General features: G+C 58.2%; 19 protein-coding genes. 4 read left to right on the top strand and 15 right to left on the bottom strand.

Annotated elements, in window-relative coordinates; all coding sequences use genetic code 11:
- Positions 1–8: 8 nt before the first annotated feature.
- The 7 genes from HKD40_RS03560 to HKD40_RS03530 form a co-directional block, all read right to left on the bottom strand.
- Positions 9–1,298, bottom strand: a complete 1,290-nt coding sequence (locus tag HKD40_RS03560) for a folylpolyglutamate synthase/dihydrofolate synthase family protein (RefSeq protein ID WP_169194349.1) — start codon at positions 1,296–1,298, stop codon at positions 9–11.
- Between the two features lie 108 nt (positions 1,299–1,406).
- Complete coding sequence (gene pheT / locus HKD40_RS03555) at positions 1,407–3,830, bottom strand: phenylalanine--tRNA ligase subunit beta (RefSeq protein ID WP_169194348.1); 2,424 nt, start codon at positions 3,828–3,830, stop codon at positions 1,407–1,409.
- A 35-nt stretch (positions 3,831–3,865) separates the two neighbouring features.
- Positions 3,866–4,996 carry a phenylalanine--tRNA ligase subunit alpha gene (gene pheS, locus HKD40_RS03550; protein WP_169194347.1) on the bottom strand — a complete coding sequence of 377 codons (1,131 nt, stop codon included), beginning with the start codon at positions 4,994–4,996 and terminating at the stop codon, positions 3,866–3,868.
- Positions 4,997–5,104: 108 nt separating this feature from the next.
- The gene (gene rplT, locus HKD40_RS03545) at positions 5,105–5,506 is read right to left on the bottom strand and encodes a 50S ribosomal protein L20 (protein WP_169194346.1); all 402 of its coding nucleotides are present in this window, start codon (positions 5,504–5,506) and stop codon (positions 5,105–5,107) included.
- 19 nt (positions 5,507–5,525) lie between these two features.
- Positions 5,526–5,726, bottom strand: a complete 201-nt coding sequence (rpmI, locus tag HKD40_RS03540; RefSeq protein WP_046105910.1) for a 50S ribosomal protein L35 — start codon at positions 5,724–5,726, stop codon at positions 5,526–5,528.
- Between the two features lie 131 nt (positions 5,727–5,857).
- Positions 5,858–8,032 (bottom strand): methyl-accepting chemotaxis protein, encoded by a 2,175-nt coding sequence (locus tag HKD40_RS03535; protein WP_169194345.1) that lies wholly within the window; start codon positions 8,030–8,032, stop codon positions 5,858–5,860.
- A 147-nt stretch (positions 8,033–8,179) separates the two neighbouring features.
- Positions 8,180–9,688 (bottom strand): MFS transporter, encoded by a 1,509-nt coding sequence (locus HKD40_RS03530; protein WP_248305891.1) that lies wholly within the window; start codon positions 9,686–9,688, stop codon positions 8,180–8,182.
- A gap of 90 nt (positions 9,689–9,778) precedes the next feature.
- On the opposite strand from HKD40_RS03530, the gene HKD40_RS03525 reads away from it, so the two are divergent.
- Positions 9,779–10,330 carry a TetR/AcrR family transcriptional regulator gene (locus HKD40_RS03525; RefSeq protein WP_169194343.1) on the top strand — a complete coding sequence of 184 codons (552 nt, stop codon included), beginning with the start codon at positions 9,779–9,781 and terminating at the stop codon, positions 10,328–10,330.
- Here HKD40_RS03525 and HKD40_RS03520 read toward each other — a convergent pair.
- The gene (locus tag HKD40_RS03520) at positions 10,305–11,156 is read right to left on the bottom strand and encodes a glycosyltransferase family 2 protein (RefSeq protein WP_169194342.1); all 852 of its coding nucleotides are present in this window, start codon (positions 11,154–11,156) and stop codon (positions 10,305–10,307) included. The genes HKD40_RS03525 and HKD40_RS03520 overlap by 26 nt on opposite strands.
- Before the next feature lie 116 nt (positions 11,157–11,272).
- Between HKD40_RS03520 and HKD40_RS03515 the strand changes: the two genes are divergently transcribed.
- The gene (locus HKD40_RS03515) at positions 11,273–11,692 is read left to right on the top strand and encodes an Hsp20 family protein (protein ID WP_169194341.1); all 420 of its coding nucleotides are present in this window, start codon (positions 11,273–11,275) and stop codon (positions 11,690–11,692) included.
- 75 nt (positions 11,693–11,767) lie between these two features.
- Positions 11,768–12,052, top strand: coding sequence for a DUF1150 family protein (locus tag HKD40_RS03510; protein WP_169194340.1), 285 nt, complete (start codon positions 11,768–11,770; stop codon positions 12,050–12,052).
- Between the two features lie 73 nt (positions 12,053–12,125).
- Here the strand turns inward: HKD40_RS03510 and HKD40_RS03505 are convergent, their stop codons facing one another.
- From HKD40_RS03505 to HKD40_RS03475, 7 genes are all read right to left on the bottom strand, one after another.
- Positions 12,126–12,590 (bottom strand): PTS sugar transporter subunit IIA, encoded by a 465-nt coding sequence (locus HKD40_RS03505; RefSeq protein ID WP_169194339.1) that lies wholly within the window; start codon positions 12,588–12,590, stop codon positions 12,126–12,128.
- A 47-nt stretch (positions 12,591–12,637) separates the two neighbouring features.
- A complete protein-coding gene (locus HKD40_RS03500) occupies positions 12,638–13,213 on the bottom strand; it encodes an HPF/RaiA family ribosome-associated protein (protein WP_169194338.1) in 576 nt (191 codons plus the stop codon).
- A gap of 436 nt (positions 13,214–13,649) precedes the next feature.
- Complete coding sequence (rpoN, locus tag HKD40_RS03495; RefSeq protein WP_169194337.1) at positions 13,650–15,149, bottom strand: RNA polymerase factor sigma-54; 1,500 nt, start codon at positions 15,147–15,149, stop codon at positions 13,650–13,652.
- 133 nt (positions 15,150–15,282) lie between these two features.
- A complete protein-coding gene (lptB, locus tag HKD40_RS03490) occupies positions 15,283–16,038 on the bottom strand; it encodes an LPS export ABC transporter ATP-binding protein (protein ID WP_169194336.1) in 756 nt (251 codons plus the stop codon).
- Positions 16,035–16,496, bottom strand: coding sequence for an LptA/OstA family protein (locus HKD40_RS03485; RefSeq protein ID WP_169194335.1), 462 nt, complete (start codon positions 16,494–16,496; stop codon positions 16,035–16,037). Before HKD40_RS03485 ends, lptB begins: the two co-directional genes overlap by 4 nt.
- Positions 16,493–17,146, bottom strand: a complete 654-nt coding sequence (locus HKD40_RS03480; RefSeq protein ID WP_169194334.1) for a hypothetical protein — start codon at positions 17,144–17,146, stop codon at positions 16,493–16,495. Before HKD40_RS03480 ends, HKD40_RS03485 begins: the two co-directional genes overlap by 4 nt.
- A 14-nt stretch (positions 17,147–17,160) precedes the next feature.
- Positions 17,161–17,775 (bottom strand): ribonuclease H-like domain-containing protein, encoded by a 615-nt coding sequence (locus tag HKD40_RS03475; RefSeq protein WP_169194333.1) that lies wholly within the window; start codon positions 17,773–17,775, stop codon positions 17,161–17,163.
- Positions 17,776–17,988: 213 nt separating this feature from the next.
- On the opposite strand from HKD40_RS03475, the gene metK reads away from it, so the two are divergent.
- Positions 17,989–19,245: a methionine adenosyltransferase gene (gene metK / locus HKD40_RS03470; protein ID WP_169194332.1), complete on the top strand. Its 1,257-nt coding sequence runs from the start codon at positions 17,989–17,991 to the stop codon at positions 19,243–19,245.
- Positions 19,246–19,249: the final 4 nt, after the last annotated feature.

The raw sequence follows: 19,249 nt of genomic DNA, 5'->3' as shown, positions 1-19,249 counted from the left end.
CAAGTAGATCAGTCTGGCAGGGTGCCGTTTTTATCCAAAACGTCACCCGCCAGATAAAGCGATCCAGCCACCAGCACGCGGGCGTTTTCAATGCCCGCAGCGGCCTGCAACGCCGTTTCCACGTCACTGACAGCCTCGGTCGGCACGCCAATGGCTGCGCCCCGTCGGGCAATCTCTTCGCCCGAATGCGCATTGGCCTCGCCCGGAATGGTGAGCGTAAACACTTTAACCGGCTCAAGCGGCATATAGGGCGCCAGCACGTCCTCAGGCGCGCGGGTGTTCATCATCCCGAGTACCAGCACCAGCGGCTTTTTCGGCATGGCGCCGAGAGCCTTTGCTACAGCTCGCGAACCATGAGCATTATGCCCGCCATCCAGCCACAGCTCATGGCTAGGGGAGAGCAGGTTGCGTAGGTGGCCATTGCGCAGCGGCTGCATGCGCGCCGGCCAAGTGACCTTGCGGACCCCTTGCGCAAACGCTGCCTCATCAATCGGCAGGCCAAAATGGCGCGCGGCGGCAATGGCCAGCGCGGCGTTCTCAAACTGATGCTGTCCGATCAGTGCAGGCGGTGGCAAATCAAGGAGCCCGTCCTGGTCTTCAAAGACCAAACGCCCGTCCTGCTCAGCGCCATAAAACTCTTCGCCCTGATAGATCGGGGTAACGCCCAAGCGGCGTGCTGCGCGGTCGATGACATCGCGCGCGTCAGGCTGTTGAATGCCAATAACAGCCTTGGCGCCACGCTTGAGGATGCCCGCCTTGTTGACAGCAATCTCCCCGATCGTATTGCCGAGGAACCCTTGATGGTCGAGATCGACCGGGGCGATGATCGTGCCCAATGGGTTCTTGACCACATTGGTGGTGTCGTAGGTGCCGCCCATGCCGACTTCGAGCAGCAGATAGTCGGCAGGCGTTTCGGCAAAGAGCTTAAAGGCCGTGACAGTTGTCACCTCAAAGAAGGTGATCGGATCGCCATTATTGACGGCCTCAATCTCTTCCAGCGCAGCATCGAGCACTGGGGTCTCAACCAGTTTGCTAGCGAGACGGATGCGCTCATTGAACCGGACGAGATGCGGAGAATTGTAGACGTGAACTGTCTTGCCCGCCGCTTCTAGGAAAGCGCGCAGATAGGCAATGGTCGAGCCTTTGCCATTGGTCCCGGCCACATGGATGACCGGAGGCAGTTTTTCATGTGGGTTTCCGAGGCGCTCCAACAGGGGCAGCATGCGATCAAGGCTGAGGTCGATCAGCTTTGGGTGAAGCTGGCTCAAACGGGCCAAAATAGCGTCTGTGCGGGACATTTTGTCATTCCCAAATGCAAAAGCCGGGCAGGCCCCGGCAGGCTCCTCTCCCGTGTGAAGGGGGAGGTGGGGTGGGGGCGGTCTAGCATGAGCCGCCCCCGATAGATCTTACTTGCGCAATTCGCCGCCAGTGGCTTTGGCAACCGCCGCCACGACCGCTGCCGACACCTTTTCGATGTCCTCATCAGTCAGTGTCTTGTCGCGTGGCTGCAAGGTCACTTCAATTGCGACCGACTTCTTGCCTTCGCCAACATGGGTGCCTTCAAAGACGTCGAAAATGGTCACGTCTGAGATCAGCACCTTTTCCGCGCCCTTGGCAGCCTTGAGAATGGTCGCAGCCGATACGGCCTTATCCATCACGAAAGCAAAGTCGCGTGACACAGGCTGGAACTGGCTGAGTGCCAGCGCAGGCTTGGTTTTCGTGGCCTTCTTGCGGGCTTCTGGAATGGCATCGAGGTCAATCTCGAACGCCACAACCGGACCTTCAAGGTCAAGCTCAGCAATCAGAGCAGGGTGCAGTTCACCGAACCAACCAAGCGTGACCTTCGGACCAAGGGCGAAGCGACCGCCGCGACCCGGATGGCTCCAGCTTGCAGCTTCTGGCAATACTTGAACCTTGTCGACATCCACGCCAAGAGCATCGAGCACTGCGGCCAAGTCTGCCTTGGCGTCCCAAACGGAAACTGCCGTAGCCTTGCCAGACCAATGACGGCCAGCGCCATTGAGTGTCGCCGTGCCAGTGCGGACGCCCGTTGCATAGGTATGCTGACCGTCTGGATTGCCCGACAGGAACACCTGACCCACTTCAAACAGCGCCACATCGCCAAAGCCACGGTTGGCATTGCGACGCGCACCCGAGAGCAGGCCTGGCAGCAGGGACGGACGCATATCGGTCATGTCCGAGGCAATGGCATTGGCCAGCTGGCGGTCTTCGGTGCCACCACCAAAGCGTGTCGCCAATTCATTGGAAATGAATGACCAAGTGACGGCTTCATCCAGACCACGCGATGCCAGAGCGCGACGCGTAATGCGGCGACGGTTCTGAATGGTGGTTAGAATGCGCGGGGCGACATGGTTGAGGCGCGGCAGTGGTTCGACGGGAACATTGTCCACGCCCACCATGCGCATTACCTCTTCCACGAGGTCGGCATTCATCGTCACGTCTGGGCGCCAGCTTGGCACCTGCACGGTGCGAACATTGCCTTCGCCTTCAACGCCAAAGCCAAGGCGGGTGAGAATGTCTTCGATCTCGCTAGCGGAAACATTGAGGCCGGTGAGGCGCTTGACCTCGGCCAGTGGGAACTCAACGACCGTGTTCGGGAACACGTCTTCACCCGAAATCGCTGGCTCCATGGCGTCGCCGCCGCAGAGTTCGAGAACGAGGCGGGTTGCCAGCTGCAGGCCTGGTTCTGTCAGGGCCGGATCAACATTGCGTTCGAGGCGATAGCGCGCGTCCGAAACAATGCCGGTTTTGCGACCACCCTGAGCAATCAGGTCCGGGTCCCAGCTGGCGCATTCCATGATGATATTGGTGGTGTCTTCGGTCACACCCGAACGGATGCCACCCATAATGCCACCAAGGCACAGCGGGCCCTTGTCGTCGGCGATAACCGTCATGGTTTCGTCGAGCGTGTAAATCTTGTTGTCGAGCGCGTCGAACTCTTCACCACGAGCATTGCGCAGCACCATGGTGCCCTCAACCTTGTCGGCGTCATAGGCGTGCAGCGGACGACCCCAGCCCAGCGAAACAAGGTTGGTGATATCAACAATGGTGTTGATCGGGCGCAGACCAACAGCGCGCAAACGCGCCTGTAGCCACTCTGGCGAGGGGACGTTTTTGACGTTTGCGATGTAGCGGCCAGCAAACTTGCGGATCGCCTTTGGCGCGCCGTCAGCGAAATCATGCGCGAGCGGGGCAATCGGGCTTGGACCCTTGGAAGGGACTGGCGAAAAGTCGGTGGACTTCAATGTCCCCAGACCAAAGGCCGCCAGATCGCGCGCCACGCCATAAACGCCGGTCGCGTCGCCGCGATTTGGCGTGATGGAGATGTCAAAGACAACGCCGTTGATGCCTGCGAAGTCGACGTACTTCTGGCCGATTGGCGCGTCTTCGGGCAGCTCGATTATGCCGTCGTTCTCGTCCGACAGTTCGAGTTCTGCAGCCGAGCACAGCATGCCGTTAGATGGCGCGCCACGGATGACAACGCCGCCCTTGAGCTCAAAATCCTTGCCCGGAATATAGGTGCCCGGTGCTGCAAACACGGTCTTCAAACCGGTGCGGCAGTTTGGAGCGCCACAGACAACGTCGATCAACTCGCCCGTGCCCGCGTCAACTTTACAGATATTGAGGTGGTCCGAGTTCGGGTGCGCTTTGGCTTCCACCACATGCGCGACCACAAACTTTTCGAGCGCCTTACCCTGGCTTTCAATGCCTTCGACCTCGAGACCAATCATGGTCAATGCCTTGCCGATATCTTCCGGCGAAGCATTGGTGTCGAGGTGTTCCTTGAGCCAGTCGAGAGTGAACTTCATTTTGCTATTCTGCTTTCAGGAATCTGGGGTCAGGCTCAGTTGCTCAGGCCGCCGAACAATGTCGGCAGGTCGAGCGGACGGAAGCCATAGTGTTCAATCCAACGCTGGTCAGCGTCGAAGAACGCACGCAGGTCCGGCATGCCGTATTTCAGCATAGCGAGACGGTCGATGCCGACGCCAAAGGCAAAGCCCTGATAGACGCTTGGATCAAGGCCAGCGTGTTCGAGCACGTTCGGGTGAACCATGCCGCAACCCAGAATTTCGAGCCAATCATTGCCTTCGCCGATCTTCACTTCGGCGCCCGAGCGGTCGCACTGCACGTCAACTTCCATCGACGGCTCAGTGAACGGGAAGAAGCTTGGACGGAAGCGCAAGGTGACGTTCGGCACTTCAAAGAAGGCTTTGAGGAATTCTTCGAGCACCCAGCGCAGCTGGCCAATATGGCTCGACTTGTCGATGACGAGACCTTCCACCTGATGGAACATCGGGGTGTGGGTCTGGTCGCTGTCGTTACGATAAGTGCGGCCCGGAATGACCACGCGGATCGGCGGGTCCTGTGGTGGGGTCAGATAGGACGCCGATGGCTTATCATTGGTCTTCTGCATGACGCGAACCTGCACTGGCGAGGTGTGGGTGCGCAGAACCTTTTTTTCCCCGTTCGGGCCGGGCTTCATGAAGAAGGTGTCGTGCATTTCGCGCGCCGGGTGGCCTTCAGGGAAGTTCAGCGCGGTGAAGTTGTAATAATCGGTCTCGATATCGGGACCTTCGGCAACGGAAAAACCCATGTCCGAGAAAATTGCGGTGATTTCGTCAATGGTCTGCGAAATCGGGTGGATGCGGCCCTTGGCGGTTGGGGCAGGCTGCAAGGGCAGGGTGACATCGAGCGTCTCCGCCTTGAGGCGCGCTTCTAGCGCTGCGCTCTTGAGGGAAATGCTGCGCGCGTCGATAAGGCCCGCCACATCATTCTTGAGCCCGTTGATAGCCGGGCCAGCGGCTTTGCGGTCTTCGGGGTCCATCGAGCCGAGAGTGGCGAGTAGGGCCGAAACAGACCCTTTCTTGCCCAGGGCTGCGACGCGCACGGCATCAAGTGCAGTTTCTGTATCCGCGCCGGCAATGGCTGCGGAAATCTCACTGCGCAGGGTTTCGATCTGGGACTGCAGGGACATGAATAATCTCGTTCAACGTACTGGTGGCGGTTAGACCAAAACAAAACGCCCCGCGCCAGCCCTCTCGGGTGGCGCAAGGCGCAATTTTGACCTCAGCTAAGCTGAAGATTAGGCGGTAACGCGAGCGTGGGTGGTTGCATCCACGGTTTCGAGATACGCCAGAGCTGCCTTGGCCTTAGCGACGATAGCCGCAAAAGCTTCTGGCTGAGTGATCGCGAGATCGCTCAGAACCTTACGGTCGACAGCGACTTCAGCTTTGCTGAGGCCGTCGATAAAGCGGTTGTAGGTCAGGCCGTAGTCACGCACTGCTGCGTTGATACGCTGGATCCACAGAGCGCGGAAGTTACGCTTCTTGACGCGACGGTCGCGGTAAGCGTACTGGCCGGCCTTTTCGACCGCCTGCTTGGCGATACGGATCGTAGACTTGCGGCGGCCGTAGTAACCTTCGGCGGCCTTCAAGACCTTCTTGTGACGGGCGTGGGCTGTGACGCCTCTTTTTACGCGTGCCATTCTTTAGTGTCCTTCCAGCTTAGCGGTTGTACGGCATGTACCACTTCACCAGACCCTCGTCGCCCTTGGACAGGATCTTGGTGCCGCGGTTGGTGCGGATGTACTTTGCGTTGTGGCTGATAAGGCGGTGGCGCTTGCCGGCAACGCCGGCCTTCACCTTACCGGTTGCGGTGAAGCTGAAACGCTTCTTTGCACCGGACTTGGTCTTCATCTTTGGCATTTTGCGGGTCCTTTTGAAGGTACTTGGATGGATTTTGGCCCATCGCATTCAAGAACCGCCACGGCATGCCTTTTGGCCGGGCGATCCGGAGATGGGGCTTAATAGGCGTCCTGCGCACGAAACGCAAGGCCTTAAGCCGCCTCCTCCTGGCTATCGTGTTCGCCTTGTGTAAAGCGAGTAACGATTTCGTCGAGCGCTTCGGCCTGCGCACGCGTTTGGTCGATCGAGGCGTGCGATTCTTCAACCAGCGCAGCATTCTGGTGCATGTCGCTATCCATTTCGCGCATGGATTGTGCGATCGAAACAATAGACTGCGATTGGGACTGGGCCGAGGCCGCAATCTGTTCCATTTCAGAGCTTGAGCGACCGACCACGGTGTGGATGGCCGATAGCACTTCTGCTGCTTCCTGCGCGATCTTGGTGCCGCCCGCAACAACGGTTGAGGATTTTGAGGTCAGCGCCTTAATGTCCTGCGAGGCATTGGCTGCCGATTGAGCCAGACGGCGCACTTCTACGGCGACCACAGCAAAACCCTTGCCCGCATCGCCAGCGCGCGCAGCTTCCACCGAAGCGTTGAGCGCCAAGAGATTGGTCTGGAAGGCAATGTCTTCGATCATGCCCGTAATCGAGGAAATCTGATCAGAGGAGCTGCGGATGTCGGTCATTGCCTGCAGCAGGCGCGACATTGCCGAATTGCCATTATAGGCCAATTCGGCCGATTCCTTGGCGCTATTGGCGGCCTTATGGGCCAGTTCGGCGGTTTCATCCAGCTGGCTTGCCAGGTGTTCAACGGCGCGCACGGTGGTTTCCAAAACGCCAGCCTGACGATGAGTGCGTTCAGCCAGATTGTCGGTCCCGCTCAAAATCTCGCGGGTGGCGCGACGGAGGGCCTGGGAAGCGTCAGAGAGCTGTTCCATCGTGCCAGACAGAGACTCTGCCAAAGCATTGGTGTCGTTCTGCAGCTTCTGGAAGACGCCACGGAACTCGCCTTCAACGCGGTGATCCAAACGCGCAGCAGCAAGATTGGCCAGCACATTGGCGTTCGTCTGCACGCCTTGCGCCACCGTTTCCATCAGCGCGTTAACGCTGCGTGCCAAGGCGTCGAGATCATCGCTGCCATAACCATTGCTGAGACGCGCCGAGAAATCCCCATCAAGCGCCGCATCGACAACATAGCCGAGGTCCGCCTTGAGCGTGCTCCAGCGCTGCGCAGCAAGCTGCGCCTCACGTTGCTCTTCCTGCTCGCGCTGGCGCGATGCCTGCAGGGTCTGGCCGTTCTTCCCGAACACTTCGAGCGCGCGGGCGATGCTGCCAAGCGCGTCGGTGCGCTCCGTATTGTCAATCGTGAGGTCAAACTCGCCGCTCGAGAGGCGGTCCATCCGCTCGGCGATGGCCCCGATTTCCTTCGCCAGCCAACGCGCCGTCAGTAGGCTAAAGATCACGCCGATGATCAACGCGAGGCCACCTGCAAGCGAGGCCAAAAGGGTGATCTGACCGCTCTGCTCACCAACCTGCTGTTCGATCCGCGCCTCTTCGGCGGCGCTTTGTTCAAGCGTGGAATTATACGACTGCAACAGCGCTGCGTCGGCAGCAGCGACAGAGCGCTCAAACTCGGCACTGGCTTGTTGGATCTCCGCCATAGTGGTGAGTTCTGAAAGGACTAGGTTGAGTTCACCCAGAATGGTTTTGGCGAGGTCATCCAAAGGCGAGCCATAAATGCTGTAGCGCAGCATGTTGAGCGCTTTGGTGGTTTCGGAGTGCGCGGTCATGGCGTGGTCCAGCGCGCCCGGTTCCCCGCTCAACAGATCTTCTGTTTCAATGCGCAGCATTAGAACACCACGCTGCACCGCTGCGCCGTTTGCCGTTACGGCAACGGACAGCCCATCGAGCTGCGACAAGCCTTTGACCAGCTCTTCGGCCTGATCCATCAGGGTCAGGTTTTGCGCGCGCACCATCTCACTTTGGGAGATGAGGTTCGTATCGAGAGCGATGATGGATTCAACGTTCTCAATGAACACGGCCACGTCTTCTTCGGGCAAGCGCGCCAGCGCTTCGCGCAAAGGCGCCTCAGTCGCGCTCGATGGTCGGACGCGGTATTGGCTAAAGGCAAGGCGCGCATCCGCCAGATGTTCAGATCGCGTGCGAACTTCATCGGTCTGCTGCGCCACCAGGCTACGGTCTGCAAATGCCGCGGTTAATGTCTGGCTGCCAACCAAGCACAGTGCAAGAAGGCCACCCATCAGCACGATCAGGATGCTAAAAGCGAGATAGATACGCGCTGACAGAGATAAGCGGTGCAGATTCATAGACCTAGCCTAGGGAAGTCCCAACGTTAGCGGACTAGGTAGAGCTCATATCTTAATGAATCTTGCATGGTACTGCCATAAATGTGGTTATGGCAGTAGCTTAGCGGCACGCGCGTGCCGCTAAGAGATATGTCAAAGCTGGACTGCCTAGTGCCCGCTCTGCTCAGGCGCGCTGTAGTTCCGCAGGGCGAAGCCCACGCCAATGGCCAAGAGTGCCACGATTGTTGCAGCGCTGAGGAGAACCGTTTGGTGAGCACTGGAAAAAGCCAGACGCGCCGCCTGTTCCAAAAGCCCTGCCTGATCGCCTAGGCCTTGGGCAGCCAACATGGTCTCCCCAATCGAATCCTTGGCATTGGCAGGCACGAGTGCCGCAAGACCCTCAGGCACACGTAGGTTTGTGGCGTAGATATTGGTGAGCAAGACGCCAAAGAGCGAAATGCCCAAGCCTGCGCCCAGCTCATAGCCCGTGCCTTCTAGTGAGCCCGCCGCTCCGGCTTTGTCGGCCGGCGCATTCGACATAATGGCGATCGAGGATGCTGTAAGGCCGATGCTGAGGGCCAGACCGAGCATTGCCATCATCAGGTAAACCGTTACGCCGGGGAGGTGGAAATCGCTGACACCCAAGACGCTCAGCGCCAAGGCTGCAATCAACAACGACGCCGGTGCCAGCCACTTTAGCCCGACGTATTTGACCAGATAACCGGCCACAGGTCCGCCAATCGCCGAGGCGATGACGAGCGGCATCATGAAGAGACCGGCTTGAAGCGGGCTACGGCCAACCACAAACTGCAATTCCTGCGCGATAGTGAGTTCCACTCCAGCCAGCGCGCCGGTCACGACCAGTGCCATGACCACGCCCGCGACAATAGCGGGTGTTTGCAGCAGGCTCATATCGAGCATGGGCGTTGCCGACCGCAATTGCTGGCGCACAAACCACGCGATCAGTGCCAGCCCGATGGCCGCAATGGAGAGGCTGGTGATGACTGAACTGTCGGGCTTAAAGCCAGATTTGAGAGCGTAAACGGTGGCAATCAGGCCAAGAATAAGGGCCAGTGCCTGTCCGAATTTCCACTCAGCCGTGCCTTCCGGCTTGCGCTTCGGGACGACGAAATAAGCGAGCGGCCAGACAATGGCCATTACCGGCACATTGATCAAAAACACCGAGCCCCACCAGAAGTGCTCAAGCAGGAAGCCGCCCACCAGCGGACCGAAAGCCGCGCCTGCCGCGCCGATCGTGCCCCAGAGGCCCAAGGCCATCGCGCGTTCATTCTCATCGTCAAACGTCTGGCGAATAATGGCCAGAATATTGGGCATCACCATTGAGGCCCCGATCGCGAGCACCAGTCGTGCACCGATCAAAACGCTGGCGGTGGGAGCGAAAGCGGCAATCACCGAGGCGACCAAAAATATGGCGAGGCCGGTGAGCAACATCCGCTTATGCCCCACCCTGTCGGCCAGAGTGCCCATAGGCACCAAAAGACCGGCCATGATTAAGGGGTAAATGTCGATGATCCAGAGGATCTCGGTGCCACTCGCGCCCAGTGCCAAGGTCAAAGACGGCACAGCAATGTGCAAGATGGTCATGTCGATGACGATCGGCACAAAGGCAACCAGCACTGCGATCAGCACCAGCCATCTGTTATGAGTCTTCGGCATCGTACACCTCATTTTGAGTCATTGCGGCCTAGCTTCGCCGCCAAAGATTGGCTATTTATATCCGTCCGGACGGATTGAAAAGAGAAAAAAGTGGGTAGAAAACAAACAATTGATCGTGGTGCATTGCTCGATGCCGCCGAGCGCGTGGTGTTTCGCGATGGCGCTGGGCAGCTGACAATCGAAGCGGTTGCCGCTGAAGCAGGCGTCAGCAAAGGCGGGGTGCTTTATGCGTTCACCAATAAGGATGGTCTGATCGACGCCATGTTTACGCGCGTCTTTGCGGCAATGGACGAGATCGCCAACGCGCGCATGGCTGAGATGGAAGATACAAGCGAAAACCGCGTTCGCGCCCATACCATCGCCAGCCGCGACGCCGGCCAGAGCCTGAACGAGCGCTCGGTTGCGCTCGTGACCAATTTCATGCGGTCGCCGCAATATCGGAAAGGGGCACTGGAGTATTACGAGCAACTCCTGCACAAGCTGGACCTCTCAACCCCGTCAGGTCGAAAAGCGCGCCTCGCGCTCTTTGCCAGCGAAGGCGCGCTCCTGCTGCGCGGCATGGATTTTTACCCCATCAGCGAAAGCGACTGGGTCGAGATCCATAATGATATTCTCTCTATTCTGCTTGCTGAGAAGCCTTGAGGCGCGGCTCAAGGTGATCTTCAAAGAGCAGGCCCGGCTGTGCCGCGAGGGCATCGCCGAATTCGGCCTCGGCCGCTATCGAGATGGTTAGGAAAGCAGCGACGCCGTCCACATCGCTTTGCGATAGCCCATAATAGCCACTTTCCAATCTCCTCAGGATTTCGCGCTTGGAGCGGATCATTCCTTCGGTCACATTGGTGGAATTGCTCATCGAGCCTTCGCGCTTGATATAATCATGCAGTGGCTCGCCCAAATGGTAGCTTTGTGGCGCCGTCCGGTAGAGCTGCAGCAAAAACTCCAAATCGGTCATATTGCTCATGCCGGTCTCAAACCGCCCATCAGCTTTGGCTCGGTCCCACACCACCATTGAGTCCATCGAAAGGCCCACCCATTTGTGTTCGCCCGGCGTCAGCGCGCGGTTCTCGCCAACGCCGACAAAGCGCAGGTGGGCAAAGCTCATGTCCATGACATCAAGCGCGGTGGTGACAATGGCAAAATCCTTGAGCGTTGACACAGCTTTCTCAAGTTTTGTGGGCTTTAGCCGATCGTCCGCATCCAAAATTGCGGCATAGGGCGCGGTAATCGTTTCGAGTGCCACATTGCGCGTCACCGAAGCGCCAAGGCCAATGCCGCCGCTGGTGAGAAAACGCTGGCGCGGATCGTTTAGGCCCTGTTCATACATGTAGGAGCGATAATCGAAGCCGTCGTCGGCGATGATCCAGTGTTCCCAGTCGCCGTGTGTTTGGTTCAGTACGCTTGTCGCGGTCGTCGCCAGCGTGCTTTGGGCGTGAAAGGCAGGCGTAATGATGGCGACCGTATGGGGCATGGATGCTCCTTAGCTCTTGAACCCGGCTAGGCCATACCCATATCTTGAGCGCGTTGCAGACGCCATATGTGTTCGGGTCTGCGACAGGACGTTGCTTGATGTTCAAGGACGCTTAAATGTCGCGTATTTCGGTGTTTTCCGCACCTTTCCTCCTCGGGTTTGATAACTTCGAGGAGCGCATTGATCGCCTTCAGCGTGCTGCTGACGGCTATCCGCCCTATAATATCGAGCGCGTTCAGACCGAAGATGGCGCTGAACGATTTTTGATCTCGGTTGCCGTCGCTGGGTTCTCGCAAAATGAACTCGAGGTGCAGGTTGAAGACAATCAGCTGCAGCTACGAGGAAAACAGAAAGACGACCCCGGTCGTGACTATCTGCATCGCGGCATTGCGGCCCGCCAATTCCAACGGAGCTTTCTGCTTGCCGACGGAATGCAAGTCCTCGATGCAACTTTAGGGCATGGTATGCTCGTTATCACTGCTGAGCGTCCTCGCGCTCAGAAGATCGCCCGAATTATCAACATTCGCTCTCTCTAAATGAGCACTCCTCCCCAAGGGCCGAGCCTCCGGCCCGTGCCAGGAGAGAGCCAAGGAAAGGAAAGGGCCGACCCGATGATGGACAAAAGCAATTCCGACCTTCATGCGGATGAACTGAACCCGCTTAAGCATCTCACGCGCGCCCAGTTTGCCGCGCTCGGGGGTGATGCGGTCGCCTATATTAAAGCCGTGCCTGGTTCGCTGCTGACGACGCTCATCGAGGAAGGTCATTTCGACGCCGCTGGTGAATATCACCTGGTGATGTCTGCTGATGGCACCCCGCTCATGGTGGCTGATACCACCGAGGCCGTCGCAGAATGGCTGTCGGACCAGCGGATAGGCGTCGCAACTCTGCATTAGGCGGAGTTGAAAAGCCCAAAGAAAAACCCCCGGAGCGCGTGCTGCGGGGGTTTTTTAATCTTTGCCTAGCGGTTTACGCCGCGTCTTCTTCCAACTGCTCGGTCAGCAGCACGTGCAGACGATCTGCATCGTTTTCGGCTCGGAGTTGGTCGACCACGCTTTCGGTGCGCAGAATGCGCGCTACGCGTGAGAGGGCCTTGAGGTGATCAGCGCCAGCGCCAACAGGGGCGAGCAGCATCACAACAATGTCCACTGGCTGGTCGTCGACAGCGTCGAACTCGATCGCCTCATCAAGGCGAGCGAACACAGCGGTTACGCCTTGGAGTCCGGATACCTTGCCATGCGGGATAGCAATTCCGTTGCCCAAACCTGTCGAACCCAACTCTTCTCGTGCCATCAGCACTTCGAGAATGGTCTCTGCAGGAAATCCGGTAAGCTCGGCGCCCTTTTGGGAAAGGAGCTCAAACAGATGGCGTTTGTCGCGCACACCCGTGCAAGTCAGCACGGCATGTTCTGCCAGAATATCGGCCAATTCCATAAGTCTGCCTTAGGGTCTCATCAGCGAAAACAGTCGGCGGGCGCCCATTAACTGGCGCTCAGGGCTGGGTCAATCCAGCCGATATTGCCGTCCGCGCGGCGGTAGACCACATTCAGACCGCCATGTCCAGCGTGGCGGAACATAACGACTTGTTGACCGGTAAAGTCGAGCTCCATAACGGCCTCGTCTACGCTCATCTGTCTGAGGTTTTTCGTGGTCTCGGCAATCACCGGCGGAGCATAGTCCTCTTCGAGCTCGTCAACACCCTCTGTCCCTCCAAAAACTGTGTATTGCGCGACGAAGTCGTCCTCGGCATTTGCTTCCGCACGACGGTGCGAGCGCAGCTTGCGGTTATAACGGCGGAGTCTTTTTTCGATATTGTTTGCGACGATTTCATAGGTCGCGGTCGGGTCTTGCGCCTTCCCGCTCACCTGCAGCGTAGCCCCTGTATCAAGGTGAACCACGCAGTCGGCATGGAAACCAATGCCATCGGGCGTCAGGGTAAGATGGCCGTCATAGCCGCCGTCGAAGTACTTTCGCACCACGTGAGCGACGTGATCTTGGGCTTTGCCACGCAGGGCATCACCAACGTCCATATTCTTTCCCGAAACACGTAGGGTCATGGCTTTCTTCCTTTCGGTCGTATGGCCAGACGAGATGTTCCGTAAGCCGCTTCCCGGCTTTACGGGATCTGCGTCTGTCAGCACGCGAAACCGCACTGACAAGAGGATGCTAGCCCCGCTCTTAACCCAAGTCCATGACGAACTAGGCTTCCTTAGGAGTTTAGCGAGGTGACAGCACTCCTTTGTCAGACTACGCTTCGCGCTGAAATAACGGGGCGTTTTGCCCTTAGTTCCGAAAAACTTTGCTTAGCGCTCAAGGTTTTTTCTGTGTCAGCGCGACGCGCAGAAATTGCGCCCTGTCAGTCACTTCACCCGGTCTAGTCGGCGGCGGCATCAGCCCCTAACCACCACGGGTCGAGCCAAGCCGAAAGCCGCCAAATCAGACTGAAATCTCGACAGATTTTGGCCGTCAGACGCGCAGGCGCGCGGGACCAGTTTAGTCGGCGAGGTTCTTCTTTTGACGACGGCGAATGACCGAGGAAGGGATATTCATGCCTTCGCGGTATTTGGCCACAGTGCGTCTGGCCAATTCGATACCCTGCTCTTTGCGCAAAATCTCGGCGATGGTGTCGTCAGAGAGAATGGCCTTGGCGTCTTCGGTGTCGATCAAATTTTTGATCCGATGGCGCACGGCTTCCGCCGAATGGTCGGCCCCGCCCTCCGATGAGGCAATGGCGGTGGTGAAGAAATACTTCATCTCATAAAGGCCGCGGGGGGTGGCCATATATTTTTGGGCCGTCACGCGCGACACGGTCGACTCGTGCATTTCAATGGCTTCGGCCACCATTTTCAGCGTCATCGGCTTGAGGTGCGAGACCCCGTGGGTCAGAAATCCATCTTGCTGACGAACGATTTCTGTCGCCACCTTGGTAATGGTTTGCGCCCGCTGATCTAGGCTCTTGGTCAGCCAGTTTGCGGTTTGCAGGCAGTCGATCAGAAAAGTCTTCTCGGCCGTATCGCGGGTCTTCTTGGTCACCGTTGCGTAATAAACGCGGTTGACGAGTACGCGCGGCAAGATTTCGGAATTGAGCTCAATCTGCCACCCGCCATCAGGCCCTGGCCGAACGAACACGTCCGGAACGATAGACTCCACTGGCGCGATATCAAACGCTAGGCCGGGCTTGGGGTCGAGCTGCTTGAGCTCGGCCAACATATCGATCAGATCTTCCTTGTCGCAGCCGATGGTTTTGAGCAGCGCCGACATATTATGGTCGGCCAGCAAATCCAGGTTCTCGATCAGCTTTTGCATCACCGGGTCAAATCTATCCCGCTCGATGAGCTGGAGTGTCAGACACTCGGCCACCGAACGCGCGAACAGTCCCATGGGCTCGCAGGTCTGCAGCACCTGCAATACTGCCTCAACATCTTCGATGTCGGCTCCGAGCAGCTCGGCGATGCTGTCGAGTTCGACGCTGAGATAGCCAGCCTCGTTCAGCCCATCGATGAGATGTTGGGCGATCAGCCGATCGGCTGTCGTGCGCAGCACCATATTGGCTTGCGCTTCCAAATGATCGGACAGGCGCGGCTTAGCGGCGACATATTGGTCGAGGTCCGATGTTTCGCCGCCATCAAACGAGCCGCCACGGTCCGGCCCAGAGGTCTGGCCAATGTCTTGCGGAATGGCATCGGGGAAGACGTTTTCGATCGCAGTGTCATAGCCCTCGGCGATTTGGTCAGCGTCTTGAATACGTTCGCCCTGCGCGACAGTGTCTTCATAGGCGCTCATCTCAACCGGCGTTTCCACCGGCTCGCTATCGGCACTGTCTTCGCTCGGCCCCTCTTCACGCTCCAGCAGCGGATTGCGCAGCAGCTCGGTCTCAACGAAAGCGTTGAGCTCAAGATGGCTAAGCTGCAGCAGTCTGATGGACTGCATCAGCTGCGGCGTCAGCGTTAGCGATTGGGACTGGCGAAATTCCAGCCGTGGCGAAAGCGCCATGCGTGTGAGGTCTCGTGTTGCAATGTCCGGCCGATAAGGCCGCTTCCCGCCGGGACCATGCAACAAAATAAGGCGTCCGGCAAGTTTCGTGCCAGATATTTCAGGCGACGAAATTCAGTTTAACCAGAACGCGCTAGATGGAGAAACCTTCGCCCAGATAGACCCGTCGTGCTTCTGGATCGGCCGAAATCATCTCTGGCTTGCCTTGGATCATCACCTTGCCGCCATGGATAAGATAGGCGCGATCGACGAGGCCAAGGGTCTCACGCACAGCGTGGTCGGTGATCAGCACGCCAATGCCACGTTGGGTGAGCTGGCGCACGAGGCCCTTCACTTCAGCCACGGCAATGGGGTCAACGCCCGCAAACGGCTCGTCGAGCAGCATAAAGGCAGGGTCAGCCGCAAGGGCACGCGCGATCTCGACGCGCCGACGCTCGCCGCCCGAAAGGGCGAGGGCATTAGATTTCGCGAGATGTTCAATAGAAAATTCGCTCAGCAGCGCTTCCAGGCGACGCTTGCGCTCAGCCTTGCCACTGACCGTGTTTTCAAGCACGGCCATGATATTGCCGGTGACGGTCAGCCCGCGAAAAATGCTTGGCTCCTGAGGGAGGTAGCCGATCCCCAGCTGCCCGCGCTGAAAAAGCGGCAGGCGGGTGATGTTTTGACCATCAATAACAATGGTGCCTGCGTCCGGCTTCACCAGGCCCATGATCATAGTGAAAACGGTGGTTTTGCCAGCGCCATTCGGGCCAAGTAGGCCAACGGCTTCGCCGCGCCTCACAGCGAGCGACACATCGCGCACGACGACGCGCTTGCCAAAGCTCTTGGCCAAATTATTGGCGACCAGCCAACCGGTCTGGTCGACACGTGCTGAGGTTTCTGCACTCATTGAGAGGTGAAAACCCCCGTCACGCGGCCGCCGCCAGAACTGGTGAAGGTCGAGACATTGGTTTCAAGGTTCACCACCAATTCGGTCGCATCGACAGTGCCGGATGCGTTCTTCACCTTCACATTGCCGGTGAGGCGCATCAGCTGGTCGGCCGGGGTGAACACGGCGCGGTCGCCGGTTGAATCCTGGTCCTTGGTCAGCAGGCGCACATTGCCCCCGGTGGCCTCAAAGGTTTTGATGTCGCTGGTGCCGCCATCGCCATAGGTCGCCACAACCTTGGGCGCCCAGACGGTTACAACGGGATGCTTGACCACAACATTGCCGGTGAACACTGCTTCCCGGTCGGTTTCGTTCATCACGAACTCATCCGAGGAGATCTCGACAGGGTTTTGGGCCTGCGCGGGGCTAGCTGCTAAAAGCGGTATCAGCACAGCGGGGATCGCTAACCAGCGTTTCATGGTGTTTCGCCTTCTTCAGTCTCAGACTGCCCCTCGCCCGGGGTGGAGGGGATGGTTACGACAGAGCGCGAGAACGTCCACTGTGCCGCTTCCGCATCATAAACAAGACCTTCGGCTCGTACAGAGGAACCGTCGGCGTAATCAATTTCCACACGGCCTTCACTGGTCAGGATTTGGCTGCGCCAGTCAAAGGTCGAATTCACAATCGTCCCGACTGTACCGGTGGAGTCCGAAACCTCGGTTAATCCGCGCGCGATGGTGAGTTCGCGCAGGGTATCGAGTTCGGCGTCATTGGTTTGGGCAATAAACTGCACGCCGTCGGCGCGGTCCATCACGAGGCGAGCATTTTCGAGGTCGACAAAGTCGCGCCGGTCATTGCTCGACCGCGCGCCTTCCGAGGAGACCCGATAGCGCGAGCCGTCCGGCAGGACGCCCACATATTCCGGCGCTTCGACAACCACGGCCTCTGGGGTGACAGTAATATTGCCGACCTCAAACCGCCCGCTGATGCTGGAAATGTAGAGTTGCAGACAGAGGGCTGCAAAGACCACCACGCCCAAAATCGGCACGAAAACACGCAAGAGGCCGACGAAGCGATTGCGCCGCGCCAGCCTTCTAAATGCTCTCGAACTCGCCGTCGTGTCGCTCATCGAGCGGGGTACTCTTAGCTATGAGCAAAAATGTCGGTTTCTTCCCAACCCAAGAGATCGAGCTCGCAGCGGGTCTTGAGGAAGTCAAAGCATTGCTGCGCCAACTCGGTGCGGCCTTCGCGGGCCAGCATTCGGTCTAGGTGGCGCTTGAGGTCGTGCAGGTGCAAAACGTCAGAAGCTGCATATTCAAGCTGCGCGTCGGTCAGCTTGGTATTGCCCCAGTCCGAGCTTTGCTGCTGCTTGCTCATGTCGACACCGAGCAATTCACGCGAAAGATCCTTCAGACCGTGGCGGTCAGTATAGGTGCGCACGAGCTTAGAGGCGATCTTGGTGCAGTAAATCGGACCTGTGACCACGCCAAACCGGTTTTTCAGCACTGCGACGTCAAAGCGCGCATAGTGGAAAATCTTGGTCACATTGGCGTCGCCAAGCAGCTTGACGAGGTTCGGTGCCTCAGTTGCGTCTTGCGGGATTTGCACCACGTCAGCGCTGCCATCCCCCGGCGAAAGCTGCACCACGCAAAGGCGGTCGCGACTGGGGTTGAGCCCCATTGTTTCAGTGTCGATCGCAACTTCGCGGCCGTAGTTGTTCAGATTTGGCAGGTCGCCGCGGTGTACTCGGATGGCCATGAATGATGTCCAGCAATTCAATTTCACCTGTCTTGGCACAGAGCTGTGTCGATGGAAAGGCGAAGCGGACAATTGCGAGATGAAATGCGCTGCATTGGGATATAACCATATCAAGATTTCTTTATATCCTCCTTGACCAGCCCCCTCGCCAGTGTCACAAAACGCTCAATATGTGTGCGCCCTCGGGCGCCTGGAACTTTAGGGGACTTTAGCGTGGCACGCTCGTCTTACCTCTTCACCTCCGAATCCGTTTCTGAAGGTCACCCCGATAAGGTCTGTGACCGCATCTCGGACGAGATTGTGGATCTGGTGTTCAAGGAAGCTAAAAAGACCGGCATGGATCCGGCGCAGGTGCGCATCGCGTGTGAAACGCTCGCGACCACCAATCGCGTCGTCATTGCTGGCGAAGTGCGCGTTCCCGATTCGCTTTTGAAGAAGGACAAGCAGGGCAATATCGTTCACGATGCTGCCGGTGCGCCGATGGTGAACCCGTCCAAGTTCAAATCTGCTGCTCGCAAGGCGATCCGCGCCATTGGCTATGAGCAGGACGGCTTCCATTGGAAGACCTGCCGTATCGATGTGCTGCTGCATGGTCAGTCCGCTGACATTGCGCAGGGCGTGGACGAAAGCGGCAATAAGGATGTTGGCGCTGGCGATCAGGGCATCATGTTCGGCTATGCCGCGCGCGAAACCCCTGAATTGCTACCGGCGCCGATCTATTACGCCCACAAGATTCTTGAGACCCTAACCGAAGCGCGCAAGTCCGGCACCGGTCCTGCTGCGGTTCTGGGGCCAGATGCTAAGAGCCAGGTGACTGTCCGTTACGAAAACGGCCTGCCAGTTGGCGTGACGCAGATCGTCCTTTCGACCCAGCATCTGGATGAAACGCTCTCCTCCGCCGACGTCCGTAAGATCGTCGAGCCATACATTCGCGAAGCCCTGCCGGAAGGCTGGATTTCGGCGGACACGGTTTGGCACGTCAACCCAACGGGCAAGTTCGTCGTTGGCGGTCCAGATGGCGACGCGGGCCTGACCGGTCGCAAGATCATTGTCGACACTTATGGTGGTGCAGCGCCTCACGGCGGTGGCGCGTTTTCTGGCAAAGATCCGACCAAGGTCGATCGCTCTGCCGCTTATGCTGCGCGCTATCTCGCCAAGAACGTGGTTGCAGCCGGTCTTGCCGACCGCGCTACCATTCAGCTCTCCTATGCCATTGGCGTTGCCAAGCCGCTCTCGATCTATGTCGATCTGCATGGCACCGGTAAGGTCGATGAATCAAAGCTCGAAGCCGCTTTGGCTGAGGTGATGGATCTGACTCCGCGGGGCATTCGCACCCATCTCGATCTCAATAAGCCCATTTATGCGCGCACTGCTGCTTACGGCCATTTTGGTCGCAAGGCGGGCCGCGATGGGTCTTTCTCTTGGGAAAAAACCGATCTGGTGAAGGCGCTCAAAGCCGCAGTCGCCTGATCTT

Origin of the sequence: Devosia sp. MC1541 (assembly GCF_012847305.1) — a bacterium.
Lineage (GTDB): Bacteria > Pseudomonadota > Alphaproteobacteria > Rhizobiales > Devosiaceae > Devosia.
This window is presented reverse-complemented; position numbering and strand designations above follow the sequence as displayed.

What these genes read in the sequence shown, in the direction of transcription:
- HKD40_RS03530 (WP_248305891.1), bottom strand. Translation starts at nt 9,688, where the DNA reads ATGCCGAAGACTCATAACAGATGGCTGGTGCTGATCGCAGTGCTGGTT.
- HKD40_RS03560 (WP_169194349.1), bottom strand. Translation starts at nt 1,298, where the DNA reads ATGTCCCGCACAGACGCTATTTTGGCCCGTTTGAGCCAGCTTCACCCA.
- HKD40_RS03500 (WP_169194338.1), bottom strand. Translation starts at nt 13,213, where the DNA reads ATGACCCTACGTGTTTCGGGAAAGAATATGGACGTTGGTGATGCCCTG.
- HKD40_RS03475 (WP_169194333.1), bottom strand. Translation starts at nt 17,775, where the DNA reads ATGGCCATCCGAGTACACCGCGGCGACCTGCCAAATCTGAACAACTAC.
- rplT (WP_169194346.1), bottom strand. Translation starts at nt 5,506, where the DNA reads ATGGCACGCGTAAAAAGAGGCGTCACAGCCCACGCCCGTCACAAGAAG.
- HKD40_RS03510 (WP_169194340.1), top strand. Translation starts at nt 11,768, where the DNA reads ATGATGGACAAAAGCAATTCCGACCTTCATGCGGATGAACTGAACCCG.
- rpmI (WP_046105910.1), bottom strand. Translation starts at nt 5,726, where the DNA reads ATGCCAAAGATGAAGACCAAGTCCGGTGCAAAGAAGCGTTTCAGCTTC.
- HKD40_RS03515 (WP_169194341.1), top strand. Translation starts at nt 11,273, where the DNA reads ATGTCGCGTATTTCGGTGTTTTCCGCACCTTTCCTCCTCGGGTTTGAT.
- HKD40_RS03480 (WP_169194334.1), bottom strand. Translation starts at nt 17,146, where the DNA reads ATGAGCGACACGACGGCGAGTTCGAGAGCATTTAGAAGGCTGGCGCGG.
- rpoN (WP_169194337.1), bottom strand. Translation starts at nt 15,149, where the DNA reads ATGGCGCTTTCGCCACGGCTGGAATTTCGCCAGTCCCAATCGCTAACG.
- lptB (WP_169194336.1), bottom strand. Translation starts at nt 16,038, where the DNA reads ATGAGTGCAGAAACCTCAGCACGTGTCGACCAGACCGGTTGGCTGGTC.
- pheS (WP_169194347.1), bottom strand. Translation starts at nt 4,996, where the DNA reads ATGTCCCTGCAGTCCCAGATCGAAACCCTGCGCAGTGAGATTTCCGCA.
- HKD40_RS03520 (WP_169194342.1), bottom strand. Translation starts at nt 11,156, where the DNA reads ATGCCCCATACGGTCGCCATCATTACGCCTGCCTTTCACGCCCAAAGC.
- pheT (WP_169194348.1), bottom strand. Translation starts at nt 3,830, where the DNA reads ATGAAGTTCACTCTCGACTGGCTCAAGGAACACCTCGACACCAATGCT.
- HKD40_RS03535 (WP_169194345.1), bottom strand. Translation starts at nt 8,032, where the DNA reads ATGAATCTGCACCGCTTATCTCTGTCAGCGCGTATCTATCTCGCTTTT.
- HKD40_RS03505 (WP_169194339.1), bottom strand. Translation starts at nt 12,590, where the DNA reads ATGGAATTGGCCGATATTCTGGCAGAACATGCCGTGCTGACTTGCACG.
- HKD40_RS03485 (WP_169194335.1), bottom strand. Translation starts at nt 16,496, where the DNA reads ATGAAACGCTGGTTAGCGATCCCCGCTGTGCTGATACCGCTTTTAGCA.